General features: G+C 42.9%; 18 protein-coding genes, 2 tRNA genes and 3 pseudogenes. 16 read left to right on the top strand and 7 right to left on the bottom strand.

What is annotated here, in order from left to right:
• Positions 1-1,270: 1,270 nt before the first annotated feature.
• The 4 genes from FEF09_RS03610 to FEF09_RS03595 all read right to left on the bottom strand — a co-directional run bounded on the left by FEF09_RS03610 (position 1,271) and on the right by FEF09_RS03595 (position 8,870).
• Complete coding sequence (locus FEF09_RS03610; RefSeq protein WP_146303832.1) at positions 1,271-2,812, bottom strand: RagB/SusD family nutrient uptake outer membrane protein; 1,542 nt, start codon at positions 2,810-2,812, stop codon at positions 1,271-1,273.
• 24 nt (positions 2,813-2,836) lie between these two features.
• Complete coding sequence (locus FEF09_RS03605) at positions 2,837-5,791, bottom strand: SusC/RagA family TonB-linked outer membrane protein (protein ID WP_146303830.1); 2,955 nt, start codon at positions 5,789-5,791, stop codon at positions 2,837-2,839.
• Between the two features lie 437 nt (positions 5,792-6,228).
• The gene (locus FEF09_RS03600; protein ID WP_146303829.1) at positions 6,229-7,833 is read right to left on the bottom strand and encodes a DUF6377 domain-containing protein; all 1,605 of its coding nucleotides are present in this window, start codon (positions 7,831-7,833) and stop codon (positions 6,229-6,231) included.
• Complete coding sequence (locus FEF09_RS03595; protein ID WP_146303827.1) at positions 7,830-8,870, bottom strand: helix-turn-helix transcriptional regulator; 1,041 nt, start codon at positions 8,868-8,870, stop codon at positions 7,830-7,832. Before FEF09_RS03595 ends, FEF09_RS03600 begins: the two co-directional genes overlap by 4 nt.
• A 238-nt stretch (positions 8,871-9,108) precedes the next feature.
• On the opposite strand from FEF09_RS03595, the pseudogene FEF09_RS03590 reads away from it, so the two are divergent.
• From FEF09_RS03590 to FEF09_RS03575, 5 genes and pseudogenes are all read left to right on the top strand, one after another.
• Positions 9,109-9,180, top strand: a pseudogene (locus tag FEF09_RS03590).
• 89 nt (positions 9,181-9,269) lie between these two features.
• Positions 9,270-9,437 carry a hypothetical protein gene (locus tag FEF09_RS30590; RefSeq protein WP_186774181.1) on the top strand — a complete coding sequence of 56 codons (168 nt, stop codon included), beginning with the start codon at positions 9,270-9,272 and terminating at the stop codon, positions 9,435-9,437.
• 177 nt (positions 9,438-9,614) lie between these two features.
• Positions 9,615-11,120, top strand: coding sequence for a slipin family protein (locus FEF09_RS03585; RefSeq protein WP_261387315.1), 1,506 nt, complete (start codon positions 9,615-9,617; stop codon positions 11,118-11,120).
• A gap of 81 nt (positions 11,121-11,201) precedes the next feature.
• Positions 11,202-11,720, top strand: a complete 519-nt coding sequence (locus FEF09_RS03580) for a hypothetical protein (protein WP_146303825.1) — start codon at positions 11,202-11,204, stop codon at positions 11,718-11,720.
• A gap of 33 nt (positions 11,721-11,753) precedes the next feature.
• Entirely contained in the window at positions 11,754-13,031 is a 1,278-nt protein-coding gene (locus FEF09_RS03575; RefSeq protein WP_146303823.1) for a DUF5690 family protein, read from the top strand.
• Here FEF09_RS03575 and FEF09_RS03570 read toward each other — a convergent pair.
• Positions 13,020-13,733, bottom strand: a complete 714-nt coding sequence (locus tag FEF09_RS03570) for a phytanoyl-CoA dioxygenase family protein (protein ID WP_146303821.1) — start codon at positions 13,731-13,733, stop codon at positions 13,020-13,022. The genes FEF09_RS03575 and FEF09_RS03570 overlap by 12 nt on opposite strands.
• Positions 13,730-14,806, bottom strand: a complete 1,077-nt coding sequence (locus FEF09_RS03565) for a DNA polymerase beta superfamily protein (RefSeq protein WP_146303819.1) — start codon at positions 14,804-14,806, stop codon at positions 13,730-13,732. The genes FEF09_RS03570 and FEF09_RS03565 overlap by 4 nt, the downstream gene beginning before the upstream one ends.
• A 608-nt stretch (positions 14,807-15,414) precedes the next feature.
• Here FEF09_RS03565 and FEF09_RS03560 point away from each other — a divergent pair.
• From FEF09_RS03560 to FEF09_RS03515, 9 genes are all read left to right on the top strand, one after another.
• A tRNA-Ile gene (locus FEF09_RS03560) sits at positions 15,415-15,487 on the top strand.
• Between the two features lie 87 nt (positions 15,488-15,574).
• A tRNA-His gene (locus FEF09_RS03550) sits at positions 15,575-15,646 on the top strand.
• Positions 15,647-15,679: 33 nt separating this feature from the next.
• The gene (locus FEF09_RS03545) at positions 15,680-16,165 is read left to right on the top strand and encodes a ribonuclease H-like YkuK family protein (protein ID WP_146303817.1); all 486 of its coding nucleotides are present in this window, start codon (positions 15,680-15,682) and stop codon (positions 16,163-16,165) included.
• An 11-nt stretch (positions 16,166-16,176) separates the two neighbouring features.
• On the top strand, positions 16,177-16,374 hold the full coding sequence (locus FEF09_RS03540) for a hypothetical protein (protein ID WP_146303815.1): 198 nt from the start codon (positions 16,177-16,179) through the stop codon (positions 16,372-16,374).
• 378 nt (positions 16,375-16,752) lie between these two features.
• The gene (locus FEF09_RS03535; RefSeq protein WP_146303813.1) at positions 16,753-17,448 is read left to right on the top strand and encodes a LytR/AlgR family response regulator transcription factor; all 696 of its coding nucleotides are present in this window, start codon (positions 16,753-16,755) and stop codon (positions 17,446-17,448) included.
• Between the two features lie 97 nt (positions 17,449-17,545).
• Positions 17,546-19,741, top strand: coding sequence for an ATP-binding protein (locus FEF09_RS03530; protein ID WP_146303811.1), 2,196 nt, complete (start codon positions 17,546-17,548; stop codon positions 19,739-19,741).
• A gap of 184 nt (positions 19,742-19,925) precedes the next feature.
• The gene (locus tag FEF09_RS03525) at positions 19,926-20,465 is read left to right on the top strand and encodes a DsbA family protein (protein WP_146303809.1); all 540 of its coding nucleotides are present in this window, start codon (positions 19,926-19,928) and stop codon (positions 20,463-20,465) included.
• Positions 20,466-20,499: 34 nt separating this feature from the next.
• Positions 20,500-21,342, top strand: a complete 843-nt coding sequence (locus FEF09_RS03520; protein WP_146303807.1) for an AraC family transcriptional regulator — start codon at positions 20,500-20,502, stop codon at positions 21,340-21,342.
• 249 nt (positions 21,343-21,591) lie between these two features.
• The gene (locus FEF09_RS03515) at positions 21,592-21,978 is read left to right on the top strand and encodes a DoxX family protein (RefSeq protein ID WP_146303805.1); all 387 of its coding nucleotides are present in this window, start codon (positions 21,592-21,594) and stop codon (positions 21,976-21,978) included.
• Positions 21,979-22,077: 99 nt separating this feature from the next.
• Here the strand turns inward: FEF09_RS03515 and FEF09_RS03510 are convergent.
• A pseudogene (locus FEF09_RS03510) lies at positions 22,078-23,343 on the bottom strand (DUF6055 domain-containing protein); the annotation flags it as partial.
• Between the two features lie 343 nt (positions 23,344-23,686).
• Between FEF09_RS03510 and FEF09_RS34660 the strand changes: the two are divergent.
• A pseudogene (locus FEF09_RS34660) lies at positions 23,687-24,118 on the top strand (glycoside hydrolase family 97 N-terminal domain-containing protein); the annotation flags it as partial.
• Positions 24,119-24,162: 44 nt separating this feature from the next.
• On the top strand, positions 24,163-24,783 hold the full coding sequence (locus FEF09_RS32690) for a glycoside hydrolase family 97 N-terminal domain-containing protein (RefSeq protein ID WP_146303800.1): 621 nt from the start codon (positions 24,163-24,165) through the stop codon (positions 24,781-24,783).
• Positions 24,784-24,854 lie beyond the last annotated feature (71 nt).

Raw genomic sequence — 24,854 nt, 5'->3', positions numbered from 1 at the left:
CCATGATACCACTACATTCGTCAACACTATATCCTTCTGCAATACTATACGCCCCTACTACCATACGACCACACCATGGAACGTACAGCCACACAACCATGCAATCATACAATCATACAACCATACAACCACACCACACAAGCATACAACCATGCAACCATACAACCACACACCGTATCATACAACACAGTAATAAGAACCAGGTGCCAGGAATGGCGCCCGGGAATGGATCAAATTGTTTGTTTTGTTAAACCCTCTATTAACTCCAAACATTACCTACTATGTGAAATCCTACAATGAACAAATGAATTGCCAGAACAAAGATTTAAAAGCCAGGTATCAGGAATGATACCCGGTATACAATGTTTGTTTAACCCCTAAATAAATAACTATGAAAAACAAAGCAACCTCGCGGCTCCTATAATCATCAGGCATTTCGCATTACTCCTATGATATAACACATCATCCCTTGTAACAATTTATAGCTAGCGTAATATTTCGTTTGTATTGACAGGTATATAAGTTGTTGCATCTTCTTACTGATATGGTTAACTGAAAAACTATTATTATTCTGCCATTCATATTTGCATGACAGAACAAAAGTAAAGTGCTGTTTTTAATTAACCTCACATCATTACATTCATTAAGACAATGATATTCATTTCATTCAGTTTAAACAGCAGTAAGGGTTTCAGCGGAAAAATATGTAGGAGTCAGAATATGGACCAATAATGATATTCATTGCCGTTCATCACTGAACAACTAACGTTTATCAACATATGAAAGCGTATTTCTCGTTCAGTAGTGAAGATATGACTGAACAATCTTTTTAAAAAAGCAGACAAACAGACCTGACCTAAGAATTATTACAGACGGGTTTTCAAAAAAATAACTACATCATTGTTCATAAAATGCCTATTCCCGGTGGAGGTAACCAATCTCTACCCCCAACCGGGCAATAAGCTGCATCAAAATTCCACCACATTTCCAAACTGCACTATCTTTATGTCTGCCCACAGGTCACTGCAACGGCAGAAACATATCCCCCCTTCATGATGATGTGATAAACGCAGTATTTACAATCACGCTACATCAGTGTAAGATGTAAATTTCAATGCATGGGAAACTTTATTAAGGGTTAGTAACAGGAACATATTATATCTCTGAACATACCATGTCCTTTATGATCATACGCATGATCAATCAGACACGCGGGCACATGTAAAAAAATCAGGAGAGACTGTATCACACAGTCTCTCCTGAAGAATAACTAGTAGCCGTCGTTTTGTTTAAGGTTTTTATTAACAGCCAGGTCTTTAGTGGGTATTGGGAACAAAAGGTTTTTAGGATTATCTGATGGCTTCAGCTGCCATGGTTCCAGGAACTTACCAAAACGGATCAGGTCTTCCCTGCGCCAGCCTTCCCAGTACAGTTCGCGTCCTCTTTCATCTATCAGTTTATCCAGATCGATAGAGGTCCAGACGCTCGCCTTACGATGTGCTCTTATGTCATTAACGATCGTAAGCGCACCACTGGCATTGGATGTCCGCAATAATGCCTCCGCCTTCATCAACAGTACATCTGCATAACGAAGGAATACATAATCGTTATTCGCATTATTGCCTCCCTTGGTTTCATTATTCGTCATATCCGGTGGATATTTCACAACCCTGATACCGGTTACTTCCAACGTATTCGGATCTGTTTCCTGTAATTTAAGTTCACGGGTAAAGATCAATAAATTACCCTTTCTGTCTTTCAACAGCGTACCTGCTGCATTTACCTGCTGGCCTACGAGGAAACCTACTTTCAGCCCACTCTTGTCTGTAACACCGGGATAAGCGCCACCACGACGCACATCTGTTGCTTCAAACTTGTCATAGAAATCAGAAATAGTTGCATATCCATTCCATCCGCTTGGGTCCTGATTGTAGTGAAGGGTAGGTGCCCAGTGACAGAACACAGCGTTACCGCTTCTGACAGTACTGAAGCCTGGTCCATTACGCTGTGTGAAGATGTTTTCCTTTGACACTGCATCATTATTATAAGCAAAATTGTCAAAGTAGTTGGTAAGACTATACTTACCGCTGGCGGTGATGGCATCTGCCAGTTCGATCACTTTCTGCATATCAGCAGCCTCAAATGTAGGCGACTGCCTGTTGGCAAATGCTCCTTTATTCAGATAACACTTCATCAGCAGTGCCCTTGCTGCATTTTTATTGGCGGTGTAAGCAGGCACGTTTTCATCGAGTACATTTATTATCTCGGTCAGTTCACCGATAATATAAGTAGTAGCCTCTGTTGAATTCATCACCCTTGGTGCATTCAGCAATGTATCTCCCGGATTACGGAAAGGTACCTGTCCCCATCCATCCAGAATCGTATACATCGCATATGCACGAAGGAAACGCGCTTCAGCTGCCTGTTGTGCGGAAGGCTTGAAGCTGAGCACATTAGAAGCAAGGAACTGCAACTGCAGGATATTTGAAAAGGTATTACTGATATAAGTATGATCTGGCGTCCAGTTGTGCAGTTTCAGTGCACGCCATACACCATTATCATCCCAGTCGCCACCACGGGTAGGGGCTACGGCTTCATCTGCGGTCATTTCCTGCAGAGCCCAGAAGTTAGACTGATCCTGATAAGGTAACTGAAGACCATTATAGGCAGATACCAGCAACGCTGGCACTTCAATCAGTGAATCTGCCTGCTCACGTGTCAGTGTAGATCCCAGCTGCTCATCAAGAGAGCAGGAAGATAATCCACATCCGAATGCAAGTGATAATATGATGACTATTCTATTCAATCGCATAGTAGTAGTTTTTAAATCAGTGAATTATAACGAGAAATTGATGCCTGCCAGAAAGTTCCTGGCGGTAGGATAAGGGGAATACTCAATACCAAAAGAGGTTACGCCATTGATACTTTTATCCGTATTCACTTCCGGATCAAATCCTGAGTACTTCGTGATGATGAAGAGGTTTTGTCCGGTGATGTAAATGGATGCATTCTTGATCACCTTACCTATGTTCCCGATACTATAACTGATAGTGGCATTATCCAATTTCATGAAATTGCCTTTTTCCAGATAGCGGCTGGATACTGTAATCGGATTGGAGAGATTTTCTTTTGTACCTATCACGTCTTTAGCCACGTTCCTTGAACCGAGGTTATTCAGCGGCAGTACGGTGTTGGCAGTGTTATTATAGACATCAAATCCGTAAGCACCGTGCGCACTCACATTCAATGCCCATTTTTTATAATTCACAGCAGTGATGATACCCAACATGGTTTTAGGATTCGGATCTCCTTTGAAGAACAGGGTGTTACCACCGTCTGTGTACTGACCCTGACCATTAGCATCAAATCCCTCGAATCTTCTGAGATAGAATGTGTTGAGTGCTTCATTATTTGCCAGACGCTGGGCATATGCATCAGATACACCCTGACCGCTGATAGAACCTGTTAACACCGGCGGACCATCATAATTCTCCAGTCTGTTTTTCAGGAATGTAGCATTGACACCGAGATTCCAGTTGAAGTCTTTGGTTGCAACGATATCTCCGCGTAATACGACTTCAATACCCTTGTTGATCACGTTAGCCGGCAGGTTGATCCAGTAGTTGGAAGCAGGTGCTGGCTGGATAGCCGGGAAGTTGAACAGCAGATCGGAGGTATTTTTATGGAAGTAATCCACACTACCGTATAATCTGCCACCAAAAAAGGTATAATCGATACCGGCGTTCAGCTGTTTAGAGCTTTCCCATTTCAGGTTAGGGTTGGCCACATTGCTCAGACTGGCCCCACCATTTGAATTAAGCGTATACTGTTCCTGTGCAGCACCTGCAGGAAATTCCTGATTACCGGTGATACCCCAGCCTACACGCAGTGCTAACTGGTTAATGGTTTTGTTGTCTTTCAGGAAAGCTTCATTACTGATATTCCATTTTGCGGCGAAAGACGGGAAATAACCATATCTGTTATTAGACCCAAACTTGCTGGAACCATCTGCTCTCAGGGTAGCTGTCAACAGGTATTTGTCCAGAAAGTTCAGGTTCGCTCTACCAAAATAAGATTGAAGCTGAGATTGAGGATTGCGGAAGGAGTTGATAAAGGTATTAGTCTGAGAAGGGTTCTGGAGGATATCAGTATACTTCAGAACATCTGTCGTGAAACCAAGTCCGCCCAGATTTCTTCCTTTATAATCAAATTTCTGACGCTCATAGCCGATCACAGCACCCAGGAATAATGCCGGGGTGATCTGTTTGCTATAATTCAGGGTATGTGTCATCAACTGAGAAGTCAGGGTAGTGGTACCATAATAAGCCTGTCCATTATTCATTACCTGAGCAATGTTGATAAAGGAGGCTATCTGGGTTTCCCTTTCTCCCACCTGATGGTTGATGCTATAAGTGAAACGATATTCCAGATCGTTAGTGATCTTGTAAGAAGGCGAGATGTTGGCTACGATGCTATTGATATCTACCTTATCATCATAAGCCGCTGACATCGCGGCAGGGTTAATAGCAGAACCTTCACCCAGGATATTAAATGAGCCATCAGGCTTATGCAGTGCAAGAGTTGGATTCCACTGGAGGGCCTGACCGATCAAACTACCGGTAAAACCAGCGTTGTTGGTGATCGGAGCGATTTGTTCGGTGGTATGTGCTGCCTGAATGGAGTAATCCAGACCTAATCTTTTGTTTTCCATCAGTTTATACTGACCGTTCAGGTTGGCAGTATATTTCTTCAGACCGGTTTTCTTAACGATACCCTGTTGATCCAGCATACCGAAAGACGCCCTGTAAACGCCGTTTTCATTACCGCCGCTAACGCCTACGTTAACATTGTGAGTAGTACCGGTACGCAGAATACTTTCCATAGCGTCTACGCTGGAACCTTCATCGCCACCGGTAAGGCTGTATTGCTTCAATGCGCTTCTGTACTCATCGGCATTCAGTACATCGAGCTTTTTCAGGATCTTACTCATACCGGCAGAATAGTTGACATCCAGACGCGGAGCACCTACAGCACCTTTCTTAGTCGTGATAATTACCACACCGTTAGCACCTCTTGCACCGTAGATGGCAGTAGCAGAGGCATCCTTCAATACGTCCATTGACTGAATATCAAAGGAGTTGATGAAGTTCAGAGGGTTAGCATCCGGCGTCTGACCAAGACCGTTGGCGCTAACAGAAGGCTTAGCGGTACGACCATCCAGTGGCATACCATCTATTACATACAATGGCTGGTTCCCTGTCCTTACGGAAGAGTTACCTCTGATCCTTACCGTAGTAGCACCACCTGGCGCACCACTGTTGGCGATCACCATGAGACCGGCTACTTTACCCTGAATCAGCTGATCAGGTGCAGTAACAATACCACGGTTAAAGTCAGCGGATTTAATAGACACCACTGAACCGGTGAGATCTTTTTTACGGGTGGTACCATAACCTACCACGACCACATCAGTGAGGGTAGTGCTGGTAGGTACCAATGCGATGGAAAAGTCTGATTTGCCGGCCAGGGGAACTTCCTGTTGCACATAGCCGACGAAAGAAACGACCAGTGTGGTAGCAGTGGCAGGCACATTCAGTTTAAATGTACCGTCCGCCCCGGTAGCTGTACCTGTGCTGGTACCCTTTACCTGCACAGTGGCGCCCGGAACGGCACTACCATTTTCATCCGTGATCTTACCGGTCACGGGTTTGGTCTGTGCGCTGGCTATACCTGCAATAAGCAGTAATAACGAGCATAACAGACGCACCTTGCGGAATAGAAGATTGGTCATAGATCAGTTTTTATTGGTTTTGTGGAATAATGATGCCTGCATGAATGGGTCCGGTAGGCCTGGCGGCCTGCCAAACGTGGAATACTTCTTTTGCGCCGATGGCATATCATCAACGTGGATAATGTCACACTATAAGTCCTGACCTGGTTGAATTAGGGCTGGGCATTTTTGATTCATAACGGATTTTTTCTGACATTGATCGTAACGTGGTCTCACTGGTTTCAACGGCGTCGGATAGATTACGGCTGCGGTCGATAAGTCAAAGTAAGCCTGCCTGAAACAGGTTAACAATTTATATGGTCCTTATATAGAAAATATTGAGTTAAAACGTGTTTCCATAAGCAATAATTTACTGATTAACAATGCATTGTATTTATATTATCGTTATTTATATATAACGATAATAACCGGGTTTTCTTAACATTTCAGAGCAATTTTCAGAGGGCTTTGATGTCCATCAATCGCTCTTCAAACTCTTCTTTTGGTATAATAGCCTTGTTTTTGATCTTCGTTTTGTAAGTGTAAATAGTATTCACTGAATATTCAAGAATCTGGGCAATTTTTACATTATCGCTGATTCCTATCCTGATCAGTGCGAAAATTCTGAGATCGGTGTTTAGTAGTTCGTTATCTTTTAGTCTGATCCGGTCCTCTTCTTTAAAGAAGGAGTTGAAGACCATTACAAAGTTGGGAAATATTTTCAGGAAGATACGGTCAAAATTCCGGAACAACTCATCTCTTTCTTCTTTCAGATCTATATTATTTACCAGATACCTGACCTCGGCATATTTATTATCTGTCAATTTCTGATCAGCCAGCTTTTTGAACTTTTTGATTTTGTCGAGGTAGGAAGAGTTGATCTGAAAACAATAGCCTATATATTCCTCTTTGATCTTGTTTGCTTCCATCAGCTTATAGTTGATTTCCTGTTGCAAAGCATGGGCAGAAGTAATAACCTGCTGAGCTGCCTGTAACTTTTTATATTGGCGGAAGATGATCACTGCCAGCCATATAAGTGCCAGCAATAACAGGGTAGCGATCGTAGAGTAAACAAAAAGGAGGGTTTTCTGTGCTTCTACCGTATTGATCTTTTCCACCTCAATGATCGGAAGTATCGCACTTACCTGCACTTTTCTCAGCCGGGCACCATAGAAAGAGGCGTCCGCAACAGCATATTCTATATAACGGGAGGCATGTTTAACATCACGTTCCTTAAACAACAGTTCTGCCAGGATAAACATAGCCGTTGTTTCTTTGGTGCTGGACATAATATCTGCCATTGCCGCCCGGGTCATCATAGTAATAGCACTGTCCTGTTTGCCTATACGTATATATATATTACCAAGAGAGGAAGTAGCAATAGCCTGTTGGTGCATGGTCAGGTCCTGATGGGCCACCGTGAGGGTGTAATAGTACTTCGCACTATCCAACATTTGCTTCTTCTGATACATTAATCCATAACTATAGTCGTAGTTAAAGGAATGAGGTTTATATAGCATCAGTGCAGAATCAATGTAAATATTTCCCTGCCGGGTATAGGAAGGAGCGAAGTAGGTATCACTGCTATAATCGGACATATCATAATAATAACGTCCCATCAGGGAGTAGTATTCAGCCCGTGCGGTGTCAGGTAGTGAATGAACATTGACAGTCAACAGGTAATCGCCTGCCTCACGGAACATACCGGAAGACAGCAGCACAAATCCCAGTTTAACAACGGCATAGTTTACCCGTTGAGAATCATTCATTTGCTTCGCCAGCTCCTGTAACTTCCGGGCATAGGCAAAAGCCGAATCATATTTAAAAACCTTGAATTGTTCATAGAGTTGCTGGCATATATTAAACTGTTCTTCTGTGGACAAATGCCTGCTGGTTGACAATGCCTGTCTTAAGACATTGATTTGCTTAACCCTGTCCGCATCATAAACATGTGCATTTTCAATTGTCTGATTCAGCCTGTCCAATAAACTATCCCGGGAGGATCCGGCAAATGATATTTTACACGCAAACAGCAATAACAAACAAATAAGCTTCGATTTCATTTTTCAGATTTGTGGAACAGTTCAGGGTCATCGTAATTCTGTATGCCCCGCTGGAATTTTTTATGAATTCTGTCCCGGAGAGAATGTGGGCTTAGCACGATCATACCATCACCGTAACCCAGAATTTCTCTTTCGAGTTCAAAATTCTGTTGGACCTTCAGGTTAATAATGATACCATCTTCCCGGCTCTCCAGGAGTTCCTGGGAGTGATGCATGGGTTTTGTAAGTATGTAAGGAGCATGTTCATGGCTGACAAGTAATTTAACATTTCGTGGACGCACATTATCAGAAACAGTTACACCTATTACATGCTTATAATAATCTACTGGTTCTATATGTTCATTCTCAATATACAAAGGGCCGTCCAAAAGTTCTAATTCTGATATTCTGTCCAATGCCAGGTGGTAGATCTGGTCCGATTTTCCCTTTACGCCTACAGCAAACCAGCGATTTTTGAACTCTTTAAGCCACCATACATGATACTCAAATGAGTTACCGGTTTTGGCTTTGAAAGATTGGTAAGCCATACGGATCGCTTTTTTCTGTACAACGGACTGGTACAACAGCTCCAGATGTTCCAGTCCTTTCAGCCGTTCATTCTTTTCAAATTCTATAACGGAACGCGTATTATGCGAAGCTGCATATACATGGTCTTCCAGTTTCTGCACCACTTCATTGAGACTATTGAAATGAGAAAAACCCTTAAACTGTTTCAGCACCTCCACAGCTTCATTCATCCGGCTCAGGTCCACCTCACTTAAAGGTATATTGGTGATACTATACTCCGGATCCTCGTAGGTATAGTACTTCTTATCCACGACAATAATAGGCGCACTGTATCCCAGTTTATCACTACGCATGGCCTGCAGATCCATTTGAATGGCCCTGCGGCTGATCCCTTTGTGAATGTCCTCATATTCGTACAGGGCATCTCCGACAGCATCGATCAGGTCCTGCAAGGTCCATTTACGCCTGCGGTTGCGGAGACAGGCATCTATTGTTCTGTAACGGATAAGGGCATTCTTATTAACGGGCATGCAGACTATTTTTTCAAAAAGTAGAAAAAAAATTCTAATGCGCAAAAAAAGTGCGCACATGAGCTTCACATTTGTATTGTCATCGTTGATGACACAATTACAGATACTGTGGCGGGCCGGATGAGGGTTTTTGAGAGCCCCGTAGTATTGCCTCCGATGGATGGTAATATGCTTCCAAAGCAGGTCGTAATTGTTGCTGCGCAATCAATCAGTCACAGGTTCGAGTCCTGTCTCTGGAAACAGGGTAGCTCAGTTGGTAGAGCAATGATAGCGAGGGATCTATGGGTCACAGGTTCGATTCCTGTTCCTGGAAACAGGATAGCTCAGAGGGTAGAGCAATGGATTAGCAACGAACCCTTGAGGTTCATTTTCTTTGAAACAGAAAAACAAGCCAGGCAGATGGCGAAACTGCCTTACATCAATGCGCCTCACACAACAGGATCAGCAACCTGGATCGATAGCAAAAGGCTATTATATCCGATTGCTACCGCCTTGAAAAAGGCAGATACCGTTGCTGAACGTGTAACTGATAGCCGGCTGGTAACCGGTTCATCCCTATACCCCTGATATCCCTGTACTATGTAGCACACCGGTTATCATCACCTGCATCACGTTACACCGCCACCAACTTAAGCCAGCTTCCGCAGGTACCAGTTTTAACGGTGCTGATCCTATTAATTTATTCATTAACAAATCGCAGGAGTCAGTATAAATAATACCCTATTAACCTTAAATTAATCAACTATGATATCACGAGTAAAAATAGCAGCATACCATAAAGGACTGGTTTTCAAAGAAAATCGTTACGTGAAGCTGTTAAATGAAGGAAGCCACTGGAAGAAATCCGGAGAAGACGTTGTGCTATGTGATATGTTCAAACCATTCACTCCTGCTACTGATCTGAATATATTACTGCAAAATAAAGACCTGGCAGATGCGCTGGATGTCATTACTGTCAACCAGCAGGAAGTTGCTCTGGTATACGAAAATGGTCAGCTGTATACTGTATTGACACATGGTAAATACGCCTTCTGGAAAGGACTGGTAGAACGTAAATACGATATCTATGATATGTATAAAGCGTTCCAGCCTGCCACTGACCTGAACGTATTGCTGCAAAATAAAGCACTGGCCGGCATGCTGGATGTACTGATCATCAAACAGCAGGAAATTGGTCTGGTATATGAAAATAACCTATTGCAAACCGTATTGAATACCGGTAAATACGCCTATTGGAAAGGAGCCGTAGAACGTACCTATTCAATCTGCGACCTGGCAAAGCCATTCCAGCCTTCCATTGACCTAAATTTACTGCTGGCGCATAAAGACCTGGCAGAAAGACTGGAAATTATCACCGTTGAACAGGAACAACTGGCATTGGTATTTGAAAACGGACTGATTAAAACAGCTCTGCCAGCCGGTCAGTATGCCTACTGGAAAGGACTGGTAAAACGTAAAGTCGTAATGGCCGACCTTTCCAAATATGAGATTACCGAAGCGATTGACCGCGCGGTACTGGCAAAATCTGAATTACAGGCATACCTGAGAGTTTTCAACGTAGAAAACTACGAGAAAGCAATACTTTATGTCGATGGTAAGTTCAATAAAGAACTGGCAGCAGGTATACATTATTTCTGGAAGAATACAGCGGTAATGACCCTGTATAAAACAGATATCCGTCAGGCCCAGCTGGAGATCAATGGTCAGGAGATCCTGACAAAAGACAAGGCAAATATCCGCCTTAACTTCACTGTACGATACAGCAACGCTGATATCTACAAACTGTTGGAGAACAAGGATTACGAAAAACAGCTGTATGTATTACTGCAGTTAGCCCTGAGAGAACAGATATCCAGTTATACGCTCGACGAACTGCTGGATAAACGTGACGATATATCGCCAATGGTGATGAATGCCGTAAAGGATAAAGCATTTCAGCTGGGTGTAACCCTGCTTGACTGTGGTATCCGCGATATCATACTGCCAGGCGATGTGAAAGAGATCATGAATCAGGTACTGATCGCTGAAAAGAAAGCACAGGCCAACAGTATCATGCGAAGGGAAGAAACAGCGAGTACGCGCAGCCTGCTGAATACAGCACGTTTGATGGAAGAAAATGAAATGTTATTCAAGCTGAAAGAAATGGAATACGTAGAAAAGATCGCTGATAAAATCAGTAGTATCTCGGTAAGCGGAGGTGATATAGTCGGACAGCTAAAACAGATATTCGTACCAGCTAAGAAGGGATGATGAGGATCATCCCTTCTTTTTTGCATAAAACCCCTGTTTTCAGGGATTTGCATTACCGGTAATCAGTGATATTTTTAGCTTATGCTCAAATACGGCATTACCATCTTTATTGTAACCACTACCGCCATCTGTAGTTACTTCCTGCTGGCGTACAAATTGGATACGATCGTGTTATACGATCGAACTGACGCATATACTACTATAGCGCCCTATTTTGCCGCCGTTCCGGAAATTCTGGTCAAAAACAATAATGAACTGGATGTCGTACTTAGTTTCGAGGGGATCCGCGAGGCGGTATACCTGAACAATCTTGAGATCAATATTTCTCCGGGCAATGCCACACCGGTCCTCCCGGTTGCTGTCAGAGAAGATGGCAGTAATTATCAGGCATCCTGCTATAACGCACTTCCCTGTAAATCGAAAATGCTGGAACCATTGAAACAGGACCAACATTTCACTTTTACCTTCAATACAAGCAAACTCCATACGAAACGCTATATGGTGACTATCAAAGGAGATATTGTCAATGGCGGCTTCAAATCCTCTTTCCGAAAACAGATTCCTATACAGGAAAAGGCTGTGTTCCTGGAGCGCAATTAATTGTTATTTTTAACAGGAATCAACCTGTTATCCTTGCATCAACCAGTCTCTACCCGCTTATCTTCCCGGCAACTTGGTGTAGCCCTGTTTTCCGCATTTGTCGCTTTTGCGGCATATACCTGCATTTTTGCATTCAGAAAAGCGTTCAATGTAGCCGCTTATCAGGGGTACAGTCTATTGGGAATTGATTATAAGATCATTCTTGTCATCACGCAGGTAGCAGGGTATATGAGCAGCAAGTTCTACGGCATTCGTTTTATATCCGAAATGAAACGGGTGGGCAGAGGCAAGCTGATATTATTGCTGGTCGGGATTTCCTGGCTATCCTGGTTACTGTTTGCCCTGATACCTCCGCCATATAACGCGTGGTGTCTGTTTCTGAACGGATTTCCGCTTGGGATGCTGTGGGGTGTCGTATTCTCATTTGTAGAAGGACGGAAAACGACAGACCTGATCAGTGCAGCTTTGGCTGTCAGCTTCATCTTTGCCTCCGGACTGGCAAAGTCTACTGCACAGTGGGTAATGCAATCATTGCACATCACCGAATACTGGATGCCTTTTAGCGTCGGGGCTATTTTCCTCTTACCCTTGATTGTATTCATTTTCCTGCTGGAAAAGATACCCCCACCTGATGCCGGAGATGAAGCCATGCGTATGCATCGTTTACCTATGCAGGCAAAGGAAAGAAGAAAGCTGTTGAGCGAATTTTTCCCCGGATTACTCGCGCTGATTATTATTTATATACTGGTCACTATACTACGGGAAGTCAGAGACAGCTTTATGGCAGATATGTGGCGGGTGTCCGGAGTGGCTTACAATGCTGCCACCTTCACACAAACGGAAACGATTATTTCACTCGTTATTCTTGTGATGATTGCGTCTATGATATTTCTACAGAATAATTATCATGCATTCCTGCTGACACAGATCATTATGCTATTAGGATTTATTCTATCTCTTATAGCAACGCTCGCTTATCTCCAACATAGTCTTTCGTTATATATGTGGATGATACTGGTAGGGCTGGGATTGTTTATGGTATATATTCCTTTCAACAGTATTTTATTCGACCGTTTCATTGCGACGTTTCGTTTTTCGGGGAATGTAGGATTTCTGATCTATCTGGCAGATTCATTCGGATATCTCGGCAGTGTAGGGGTATTATTAACGAAATCATTGTTCCGGATACAGACAGACTGGTTGCAATTCTATACCCATCTCGTATTAATAGCAGGTGGTATAGGCATTGCGGGAACCATTATCAGTATTATCTATTTTATCCGAAAATATAAGCAGCGGTTATTGCAGTAACTCAGACCATTGAAGAGGTGCCGGCAATGATTGATCGCTGAACTCAATATGAATCACCCGGCGTTTATGGTCATTGGTCGTCCTGCTGGAGGCATGTAGCAACAAAGGACGCATAATCATGATACCACCTTCCGGTACATCGCAGGTCGTTTCTGTTTCCGTGGTCCAGTCAATTGTTTCGGGCCTGTAGATACCCTTTTTGTGAGAGCCGGGTACAACCCTCAGTGCACCATTCTGCCCGTCTGTATTATCAAGATGTATACGAATCGTAAAGTTCTGCTCCAAAATATGCAGCGGAGGTTGTACCGCATATTGCTGTTGTTTTACTGTCCATGGTCCGAAGCCGTTCACGTCTGCTTTCTCTTTGACTGAAATGGTCAGGTCCTGATGATAAGAGACAAACCAATTAGAGTCTCCCGGCTTATCAAAGTAAATAGATTTCACCGGATAATACCCTTCGCCGAACAAACGGCTGATCACCTCTTTCAGTTTATCAGTAAATACAGCGGGCACTACTCCCGGTATCTCTTTTAGAAATTGACGGATAGCAAAGAGGTCCTTTGTTTTGCGGAAAGTATCATTTGATGTATCCGCCTGTTGAATACATGACAGCAATGTAGCTACTTCTCCGGACGTAAATATACCATCAATGACAGTAAACCCTCGCTCTGCTATTTCTTGTTGATGTAAGGCTGCGTTCATATACTATGTCTATAAAAAGATGCTCTGATATTTACCAATATCTCTTCTGCTTTTTTCAGATCCGGCGTATCAGGCAAACCAGAACGGGCGTAAAGGTCATCCATCTTTTCCATTTTCTCGTCCACCATTTTTAACAGATCATCATATTCAAAAGCACCCGCTTTTATCTGTAATAGAAATTCGCGGTCTGTACGTCTTACATTCACTTTTTGTTCTGTAGCGATTTCTTCCGCCATACTCAGCAAACGGAATGTATGCATCATGTTTTTGGCATCATAATTTTTGCCATGACTCATTGTATTCTGATAACGGGCATCATTTCGTTTTTCCACCCATTCCCAGTATTCAAGGTATTCACGACAATAAACAGAATAACCATCTTTATTAAAATTCATAACGGCCAGATGCGGCACGGCGATCGGAATGGAACTGAGCTGCACATCATTGGCGCTATCGCCTGACGCAATTCCTTTCAGGTATGTGCCATCTGTGAGCTGTTGCTGATGAAAAAGAAGATATACATCTCTGAAATGATCTACTTGTGTAAGGCCACATTCCTGCTGTGTATATCCATTATTAGCCAACCATTTCTTCAATGGAATACTACCATTACCGGCAATGATATAACAGAAGTCCAGAATGGATTTACGTGCCGGCTCCATCGGACGATGTATCTTTTTATTCAGACCTTTTGCTTTCTTGATCTGCGAAGCAGCATAACCTGCAAAAGTATCTTTACATAGTCTGGACAGAAAATCTGCTGCTTTAATGCTATCCATCAGGGGATGACGAAAGAGTACACAATCATCCGGTGTACTCAGCAACTCAATAATATTAGGGTTGTTTTTAGTAAGCAGATCTATGAAGCGACCTACTTCATAATACACTTCATCATTTGATTCATTTGCCACTTGTGTGGTGTAGTTCAATCCATACAGTTCTTTCGCAGGCAGCACAAAAATTCCTCTGATATCTGTATCTGAAGTAGGGGAGTGTAAGTGTTGTGCCCTGCTGCCACTGATAGATTTCAACAGCAGATCTGTTGTTGTTGTTTGCAGTTGCCCGAGCGTCATTTGAGTGATTATTTTCTTGTGTGAAACAAGGTATATTTTTTTTAAAAATTTTCTTACAGAAAATGCTAATATTAAAAAAATAGTTTCATCTTTGCACCGTTAAATCAAAACACAAGAACAAACAATGTTACGCATACAGCTACATATAGATTGCAAAGGCTCGTTTAGTCCGATTGAGGACTACGGGGCGCGCAGGGCTGCTTATGCTATCAATTAGTTAAATAAACTAACTCGATATAACTCAAGCCCTGCAAGCAATTGCGGGGCTTTTCTTTTTTCACCCAATTCAGATTTTATGCATACACGAAAAATGTCCATACGATTCAAACACATCAGCGAAGGCCTCCAGCAAAACGGGTTGACACGCTGCGCGTGGCTGTATGTGGGCTATGATCCAGAGAGACCCATTTATCAACGAACCGATTTTTTATAGACTGAAAAAGCAATAGCTGTATTCAGTTCAGATATTAAAAACCCGGTCGTTGTAACGGCCGGGTTTTTTAATATCATCATCTGCACAGGAATTGAAATCCCGTGGTGGAGAAGGTGTGTCTTGTACCCGGCAAATGCATACTGCATAAGGGATTCGTATGCGCCTACATATTCATTGATCTGTAGCTCAACGGTCAGAGCAACTGCCTTATACGCAGCAGGCTACCGGTTCAAATCCGGTCAGATCAACATTTTTTCCGGATAGTGTAATGGTTAACATATCACACTTTGACTGTGATGTTCTCAGTTCGAATCTGAGTCCGGAAACATATAAACGGTGTCAGTAATTCAAGGGCAGAATACCCGAATGTGAATCGGGAGATGAGGGTTCGAGTCCCCCTGACACCCACAAAAATTATTAGTAATAAATATGACATAGCAATGCAACACATCAACAAATGGAGACGGCTTAACGGCGACGAAATACAACGGCCTATAGCAGATGAAATCACTGAAATGCTGATCACTGAAAGAGCAGCAGGTAATGATCTCAAAGTGTGTATCGGTACTGATAGCCAGGTAAAGGGACGAATCACTGAATTCGCTACCGTTATCGTTTTTCTCCGGAAAGGTAAAGGAGGATTCATGTACATCCACAACTTCAGTACACAACGAAAAATGAGCATCAAAGAAAGGATGCTGGAAGAAGTGGGCAGAAGTATTGAAGTGGCTTACTCATTATGCAACATTTTCACAGCATACAATGTGGATATGGAAGTACATGCTGACATCAACACCAATCCGAACTTCAGGAGTAATGATGCATTGAAAGAAGCAATGGGGTACATCATGGGAATGGGTTTTACCTTTCGGGCAAAACCTCACGCCTTCGCAAGTACCTCCTGCGCAAATAAAATCGTACATTAAAATCAGATCATATGATTCATGTAAGCGTCCTGATGGACATTGCAGAAGCAAGACGGAAAGATATTACCAACACAGCACACATCCTCGTTTTTCAAAAAACTGTGATGGCTACAACAAGAATGTCCGGGGAGGCAGATCTTGTTGATAACGTTAACGTGAAGATCACAAGGGGAGGAGCAACTTTACCTGCGATCGTGCGGGATGATTAGACGTTCTACAATGAACTTTTCTTTATCCCTGTTTTCCACGTTATTCGCTCCTATTCCTGCTTATTATCGAATTCTACCTGTGATCAGCGTAGAACGAATGCTGACTTTAGCTTATTTTGTATTAAAATTGTGCTGTCTTTTGTCCCATTGCCGACGTCTCTAAAGATATGCGGATCAACCTGTAATGAACTATAGCGGGGCCTTATTACACTGCTTAACGATCATAAAATAACTATTCTCTTTGTGGATTAACGATATTTCGCCAATCGTCACATGGAACCAAACTCCATATTATTCACAATCAAATAGTTATCTATTGGCACAAAATTCACTTATCAAAGACACACTATATAAATCAAATCAGCATTAGCAACCTATATGATCACACTTATTATTGACGACAATGCCATCGCACGAAGCACATTGCTGGAACTAACCAGCCAGATCAAAGGCGTTGTTGTTGCCTGTGAGTGCGGAAATGCCATTGATGCCTATAACTATCTTCAGGACAATAGTGTAGACCTGCTCTTACTGGACATAGAAATGCCGGGAATGTCCGGACTCGAACTGATTAAGAACATGGGTAATAAAAAACCTGTGATCATCTTTACTACTTCCAAAAAAGAGTACGCGGTAGAGGCATTCGAACTAAATGTAGCCGACTATCTCGTCAAACCCATCACTCCGGGCAGATTCCTGCAGGCAATAGAAAAAGCCAGACAGGTAGTTGAAAGTAATAAAGAAGAGATCCGTTGGGAGAATGATGAATTTATCTTCATCCGGGATTCTAACATTGTCAGAAGACTGAAACTGGAGGAAATCCTCTATGCCGAGGCGATGGGGGATTATGTTAAGTTATTCACTGCCAAGAAGTTCTTTGCCGTACATACATCTTTACGTTCTCTGGAAGAACGCCTGCCGGCGTCCCGTTTCCTGAGAATACACCGTTCCTATATGGTGGCAATTGACAAAATAGACACCCTGCAGGACGGAGCCGTTCTCATAGGGGAGAAGAGTCTGCCGGTAGCAGATGCCTACCGTAAGGCGCTTAATAAGCGCATGAACGTACTGTGACCCAACTAATCGAATAGGGGTCCCGGCGACCGATTTTGCCTGTCTGGCGAAAGCTGCCCGACAGGGCGCTCCTGGTATATGACTTTTACGGATTGACATGAATAACAACCGCTTTACATACCTGATCCTTACCGCGTTCCTGATTGGTACGCTTATACTGGCTTTTATACAGTATAATTCCTCCAAAAACATTGATCAGCTGATCAAAGGTAATCAGAAGCTCCTGCGGGAACTTCAGGCAGGCAATAAGCTGCGGGAACTCGAACGGGATATCATCTGGGTGGAATCGAGAATCAGGGCTGCGATAGCCACTGACGATACTTCCCATATTGAAGGGGTAGACGCCAAAATTAATGAGGTAGAAGCGTTTGTCGATACTCTGAAGGAGATGAATACGGACGATAGTGCCGTCATGTATATAGAACGCCTGCAATACCTCGCAGGGCTGAAATTGCACAACAAGAACCAGTTGATGCATGAATTTTTCCGTACCGGCAGAATGGACGATACCAGTCTGATCGCCAATCCACGTGCCAGAGAGATCTCTAATGAGATCAGTTCTGTGACCAGAAAAATCTACGATAGCCGTCAGCACGTGATGACGGAACTAAGCAATAGCATCAATGAAAGCAGCAGAAGGGCAAGAAATTGGGGCATTATCCTGATTTGCCTCATCCTCATGACAGCAGCCGGTATGCTTTGGTTTGTGATGAGCAGAATCCGCAGACAGCAACAGCTGATACTGGAGCTGGACAGATCCGAAAAGAAGATCCGTGAGGTAGCCATGATCAAGGAGAACTTCATGACCAATATGAGTCATGAGATCCGGACACCTCTGAATGCCATTCTGGGCTTTACAAACCTCTTAAAATCCAGAAAACTGGATGACTCTTCTACTGAGTTTGTCGGGTCTATCCAGAAGGCAGGAGAAAATCTGCTGACGATCATCAACGACATACTGGACCTCTCCAAAATCGAAGCCGGTATGGTCAGAATAGAATCCAATCCATTCAGTGTACGCGGATTGCTACATTCTATACAGACACTATTCAGCGAAAAAGTAAAGGAAAAGAAACTCTTATTACAAGGGGAGATTGCTTCCGATGTACCCGATACACTTATCGGAGATGCTACCCGTCTGACGCAGGTACTGGTAAATCTGATCGGGAACGCCTTAAAGTTCACTGAAAAGGGCAGTATCGTCGTTTCTGTCAGCAACAGACAAAGCGATGGTAATATTATTCAACTGGCATTCGCCATCACAGATACAGGCATCGGCATTGAGCCAAATAAACTGGCCTCTATCTTCGACCGTTTCAATCAGGCGGAAGATTCTATCACCAGAAAATATGGTGGTACGGGGCTGGGACTTTCTATCGTAAAAGATCTGGTTATATTACAAGGGGGAGATATCAGCGTTGAAAGTGAACCCGGTAAAGGCACTACATTCCGGTTCTTCATTCCTTATGCCATTGCATCCAGACAAATGCCGATACCGGATAGCATAGATATCAGTCAGTTCAGAATCACCAACAACAATGACGTCAAAATACTGGTTGTAGATGATAATGAGATGAACCGCAGTCTGATGAAACATCTGTTTACAGAATGGGAGCTTCCTTTTGATATGGCAGGTAATGGAATGGAGGCAATTGACTATCTGAAAAAGAACCGGTATGACCTGATATTAATGGATATCCAGATGCCGGAGATGGATGGCTATACCGCCACCCGCGTCATCCGTAAAGAGATGAAACTGGAAGTGCCGATAGTCGCTATGACTGCGCATGCACTTGCAGGAGAAAGGGAAAAATGCCTGAGCAACGGGATGAATGAATACATCTCCAAGCCCATCAATGAAAAAGAACTCTATCAGCTGATCAATCGCTTTGCTGCCATCTCCAATGTCAGACAGGATAAACCGGCACCGGTTGTTCCTTTAGCAGTACCAGCTTATCAATATATCAATCTGGATTACATGAAAGAGATCAGTCAGGGCAATAAGGTCTATGAGAAGAAAGTAACCAGACAGTTTATTGACGCAATGCCACTTGAACTGGCACAGTTACAAAACGCATTTGACAACAACGACATCACAACATTAAGAAGTACGGCACACAATCTGAAAACCACCATTTCTATTATGGGGCTGACAGAGCGCCTATCTCCCACATTGGATGAGCTGGAATCAGCACCAGTCATCACTCCACCATTACAGCTTCATATTGATCTGTTGCAATCATTTACAGACAATGCAATAAAGGAGGCAGAAGATTTTTACTCACAGGTGTAATGTTAACCCAGTCATTTAAAAGAGCAGCTCACTACTGCTCTTTTTTTGTGCCCTTAAGTTTCCTCCGACAGCGACAGTTTTTGCCTGTTTAGCGAACGACACTTCCCTTCGCCTTTCATTTAAAGTAGTTTTATATCAACACTTACAGCAAGCAATTAATTCACTAAAATCTAAAGCGACCCATATGCTACGTCCTATATTTAACGCCGCTCGCGATCACTATCAGGGAGATCCATTTGCCCCTGTTGAGTTGGTGATGTACGCTGATCTGCATAATACAACCTGCGCTTCTATATATCCAGCGATCCAACACCTTCGCAGCATCATGGGTAATGAACTGAAATTTGTATTCCGGCACTATCCGGCACCTGATAAACATCCGCTGTCACTGGATGCAGCCATCGCCACAGAAATAGCTGCCAAATACAATAAGTTCTGGGAAATGCATGATATTATCATCGAAAACCAATCACGCTTATCACGCAGTATATTTCCTTATCTCGCATCTGCCGTTGGTGTGGATATGGCTTTCTTCGAAGAAGGCAGAAAGCACCGGGAAGTATTTCATAAAATCATCAATGACTATGAAGGTGCAAAACGCAGTGGTGTAGATACTGCTCCTACGATCTTCATCAATGGCAAAAAATACAACGGGCATCTTCACTATGCCAGCCTATATAAGACTTGTCGCTACGCCATCACACTGAAAGAAATGGCATTCTAAAAATCCTCCTCCTTAACGCTCAAATACTGATGTTATGACCACCGCGAAACCATTCTTTGAAATCTATACATTCGAACAGATCAGCAATAACCGTGAATTCAACGGTAATACCCCACATGCTCATGACCTTATAGAAATTATCTGGACCGTATCTGGCAACAGTTTTCTAAAAGTTGACATGCAAACTTATTCTCCTGAGGGCGATCAGATATTCTGTATCATGCCTAATCAGACACATCATTTTTCTATTGATGATGATGACGATTCAGCCGGTTACATCATCCGTTTCAATGAACTCTTCCTCCAGGAGTATAACTCAGTATATCATGCAGATCTGCTTCTGGTCCTCATACAATCCGCTAATATCAGATACAGTCAGGAAATCCGTCAGGAGATGCAATCCATCATGGACAAACTCATTCAGGAGTTCAGTCATCAGCAGCTCTACAGCCCGGATATTCTGAGTCGTTATCTCAACATACTATTCATACATATGTCCCGCCAGTCGCACAGTCAGCAACCGGTGACCCAGCAACATCATAACGTCAGACAGGCGAAACGTTTTATTCAGCTGGTAGACCAGAACTTCAGAACATACAAGAAAGTGTCTGAATTCGCAGAGCAAATGTGCGTTACTCCCAGTTACCTGAACGAAGCTATAAAGAAGGCCACGGGGTATACCGCTGGTCACCATATCCGCCAACGTGTAATACTTGAAGCCAAGCGATATGCTGCGTATTCAGACGCCAGCATGAAAGAAGTCGCATGGGATTTAGGGTTCACGGATATCTGCTACTTCAGCAAGTTATTCAAGAAAGAGACAGGCTACAATTTCTCGGAGTTTAAGAAACGACAGGAAAAAGTTTTGGCTGTATAGCAGATCGGGCAGGCCGGCGAAAGCTGGCCTGCCTTTTTGGTTGTGTTTATTTTAAGTCAGACCCGCGGTATAATACCGTGGGTTTTTTATATCCGGGTAGCTGTACTATATACGTTGACGTACCGGATTGTCTGGTCGCCCACCTCATTTGTCCACCTCAACAGATACTACTGTGCCGGCCATGGGTTTTAGAACATCTTTGTGTCATCAAACAAACAATTACACAAAACAACTAAAACCAACAATACCATGAACGCAAAAACAACAAGATTAATTTATTGGATAGGTGCAGTATTCATGTCTTTATGGTTCGGGGCAAGCGGCTTCTTTGAATTAACTCACAACCCGATCGTATGGGACATCACCGTACAACTGGGTTATCCTCCACATTTCATCTATATTCTGGGCGTTGCCAAGATCGCCGGTGTTGTCGTGCTATTAACGCCAGAGAAACTGCTCCGACTGAAAGAATGGGTATTTGCAGGCATGTTCTTCGACATTACTTTTGCATTCTTCTCCAAACTGGCTGTACTTAATTTCGCAGCAACAATTGATGCAATCATTGCATTTACCGTTTTATCTGTAACCTACGTTATGTTCAGGAAATTATATCCTGCCACATATGAGAAGGCTTAAGATATAGTCTGACTATACTCATCTTACGCTAATGCTACGTTTAAAACGTAGCATTAGCGTAAGATGAGTATAGTCAGACTACTGATTACTAATAACAAGTTACTGAATAAAACTGCTATTGATAGTCGTTCCTTCCAGCTTTATCTGATAAGGCCATTGTTCATCATTGCTATCATTATTATCATTTAAATGTTCCCAGTGCTCAGAAGGCGCACCGCTTACCACTAACCACAGGAAAGCAGTATTGGCGGGAACAGTATAATTGACCTCTCCGTTGGCATTACTATAAGTACTCCCATAAACACGGCTGCCATCTGTTTTCACTGCCACAAATCCATATCGCCATCCGGCTTTATCAATTTTAATACTTCTGAATCCCGTCTGTCCGGCAATGCCTCTAAACTGTAAACGAACAGTCGTACCGGCTGCAGGTACATTTAATCTGATAGCGTTATATCCATAGTTCTGCGGACATACATCCGGACTGATCGTATACCAGCCGTTCGCAGCAGCATTGAGCTTGGAAATATGCTGATTCGCATACTGAGCGGCCACGCTCCTGATCCTTGGTATATCCCATGTGATAAATTTTCTGTATGCATCAAACAGTTCATCATTGAATGTCTGTTGACTAATCTGGGTAAGCCGCTTATAAGTTGTCACCGCATCTTCTCCACGCGTGGCGCCTTTCCATAATTTCGCAACAAAATCCTTTCCCCGTTTATCTGACCAGTACTCCAATACAAAAGGAGAGTGGTATTGGTTGATCTCATGCAGAAATGCATAGTTGGTATACTTCATGAATGCCTGTAAATGATAATTCTCAAAAGTCAGCCATTGCGGATATACCTGCCAGAGCATATACTGCGAAGTCATTTCAAATATCGTCTGACCATTACTTCCCTGCGGAGAACTGGAATAGCCCCAATTCCCGTCCGACTGTACATAATACTGGAATACGTGTCCTAACTCATGCGCAACGGCGCCAAACGGATAGGTATTAATGCGGGGAGGCGTTACCCACAGTATGCCTACCTTATTCTCGGCACCGCCTCCATATGCAGTGCCATCAGTAGAATTAGTAACATATATCAGTGCCTTCAGACTATCTGAAACAGACCTGCCTTTATCAACAAATTTCAGCGTATCCGCATAGTACTGGAAAAAGCGTTCACACTCATTCAGGATCTGTGTAATATCAAATCGCTTTGCAGGATCAGTGTTAGCAGCCGGAGTAGCGCCAAAATCCTTCGCCCAGAATGCAACGAAATCCGCCGATTCTACCCGTCGCTGGTTGCTATAAAGACTGGCGTCATTATTATAATCATTGTTATTGGGTACATTCCAGATCACTTTCGGAATATATACTTTTTCACAGGAGCAAGCCGCTTAACCGATGCCAATGGTTCAGCCATATTCTTTTTAGCACAGGAATAAAAAAGTGTACTGATTGCTACAGTGAGACAGCAGATAAATTTGTCATCTTTAGTTGGGTTAATGAATACTAAAATACCCCTCATAATAAGTCGGCATTTCATTGTATTTAACTAAGCCTGCGCAGATATTCACCTGTTATTAACCATATCTGCAGTAAGTTAATTTCCGTCTTTCATCGGTTAATATGTGGGTAAGTACTGGTATAAATGGATGCTATTTTTGGAAGTACCAGACGAGATTCACCTGACGTTTTAAAACACAACTATTTAGCATGATCCGGCATAAGTATTTAAAGGGATTTTTGATATGTATATGCAGTTTATTTTCAGTGAACGCATTACCTCAGTCAGTTATACTGCTGAAATCTCCTGATAATAACTTAACTATCGAGATCAATACAAAAGATAGTCTGTCGTGGCGGCTGACAAAAGGAAAGAAAATTTTACTCCAACGTGCTATAGCAGGTATTGACATAGAAAACAACGCTTACATAGGGTTCGACGAACGTGTAAAATCAACTAAGCGTACTACTAAAAATGAGCTTCTACATCCGCTTGTTGCTGTAAGACAAAGTGTGATAAGCGATATTTACAATGAGCTTACAATAGATCTCAAAAGTGGCCATACAATTGTTTTCCGGGCTTATGACAATGGAGTTGCCTACAGATGGATAACACATTTTAAAGACTCCATCAATGTTAAAAATGAGATCGTCGATTATCTGTTTCCGGACAACAACCGTGTGTTATGGGGCGTAGAGGAAAACAACAATTCCTTTCCCATTTCGAGTTGCTGTTTAAAGACACTACACTGGCTTCATTTTCACATGAACAACATTGCGGCCTTCCGCTATATATGTCTTCATCTTCGGGTACAAAAATGCTTTTCAGTGAAGCTGATCTGCTGGATTATTCTAATCTGTTTTTCTTTGGTACAGGCAGTAATAAGATTACCAGTGGCTTTCCCAAAGTAATATTGAAAGAAAGTCTGGTCAGGGATAGGGTGACCAAAATAGAAGAAACGGCTGATTACATTGCGAGAACGAATGGCAACCGGTCTTTCCCATGGCGGTTGATCATGGTAGCCAACGAGGATAAGGAACTAATCGAAAACAACCTTGTTTATCAGCTGGCATCACCGAATATCCTCAAAGAAACAGACTGGATTAAACCCGGGAAAGCGGCGTGGGACTGGTGGAATGATAATAATATCTATGGTGTTGACTTCCGTTCGGTATCAATAACGAAACTTATAAATACTATATCGACTTTGCAGCCAGATTCGGTCTGGAATACATCATCCTCGATGGGGATGGTCCCGGTCTACCTGGGACATCACCCATCCGAAGGATGCCATCAATGTACCTGATCTGGTTGCCTATGGAAAAAACAGGCAGGTAGGCGTCATCTTATGGACGCTTGGCAGCCGATGGATAAGGA

The sequence above is a fragment of the Chitinophaga pinensis genome, assembly GCF_007896845.1.
Classification (GTDB): Bacteria; Bacteroidota; Bacteroidia; order Chitinophagales; family Chitinophagaceae; genus Chitinophaga; species Chitinophaga pinensis_C.
This window is presented reverse-complemented; position numbering and strand designations above follow the sequence as displayed.

Excerpts from the sequence above, each read along its gene's own strand:
- FEF09_RS03610 (WP_146303832.1), bottom strand. The coding sequence starts at position 2,812 with ATGCGATTGAATAGAATAGTCATCATATTATCACTTGCATTCGGATGT.
- FEF09_RS03600 (WP_146303829.1), bottom strand. The coding sequence starts at position 7,833 with ATGAAATCGAAGCTTATTTGTTTGTTATTGCTGTTTGCGTGTAAAATA.
- FEF09_RS03580 (WP_146303825.1), top strand. The coding sequence starts at position 11,202 with ATGCTCAAATACGGCATTACCATCTTTATTGTAACCACTACCGCCATC.
- FEF09_RS03605 (WP_146303830.1), bottom strand. The coding sequence starts at position 5,791 with ATGACCAATCTTCTATTCCGCAAGGTGCGTCTGTTATGCTCGTTATTA.
- FEF09_RS03565 (WP_146303819.1), bottom strand. The coding sequence starts at position 14,806 with ATGACGCTCGGGCAACTGCAAACAACAACAACAGATCTGCTGTTGAAA.
- FEF09_RS03535 (WP_146303813.1), top strand. The coding sequence starts at position 16,753 with ATGATCACACTTATTATTGACGACAATGCCATCGCACGAAGCACATTG.
- FEF09_RS30590 (WP_186774181.1), top strand. The coding sequence starts at position 9,270 with ATGGCGAAACTGCCTTACATCAATGCGCCTCACACAACAGGATCAGCA.
- FEF09_RS03545 (WP_146303817.1), top strand. The coding sequence starts at position 15,680 with ATGCAACACATCAACAAATGGAGACGGCTTAACGGCGACGAAATACAA.
- FEF09_RS03585 (WP_261387315.1), top strand. The coding sequence starts at position 9,615 with ATGATATCACGAGTAAAAATAGCAGCATACCATAAAGGACTGGTTTTC.
- FEF09_RS03530 (WP_146303811.1), top strand. The coding sequence starts at position 17,546 with ATGAATAACAACCGCTTTACATACCTGATCCTTACCGCGTTCCTGATT.
- FEF09_RS32690 (WP_146303800.1), top strand. The coding sequence starts at position 24,163 with ATGGGGCGTAGAGGAAAACAACAATTCCTTTCCCATTTCGAGTTGCTG.
- FEF09_RS03540 (WP_146303815.1), top strand. The coding sequence starts at position 16,177 with ATGATTCATGTAAGCGTCCTGATGGACATTGCAGAAGCAAGACGGAAA.
- FEF09_RS03520 (WP_146303807.1), top strand. The coding sequence starts at position 20,500 with ATGACCACCGCGAAACCATTCTTTGAAATCTATACATTCGAACAGATC.
- FEF09_RS03525 (WP_146303809.1), top strand. The coding sequence starts at position 19,926 with ATGCTACGTCCTATATTTAACGCCGCTCGCGATCACTATCAGGGAGAT.
- FEF09_RS03515 (WP_146303805.1), top strand. The coding sequence starts at position 21,592 with ATGAACGCAAAAACAACAAGATTAATTTATTGGATAGGTGCAGTATTC.
- FEF09_RS03570 (WP_146303821.1), bottom strand. The coding sequence starts at position 13,733 with ATGAACGCAGCCTTACATCAACAAGAAATAGCAGAGCGAGGGTTTACT.
- FEF09_RS03595 (WP_146303827.1), bottom strand. The coding sequence starts at position 8,870 with ATGCCCGTTAATAAGAATGCCCTTATCCGTTACAGAACAATAGATGCC.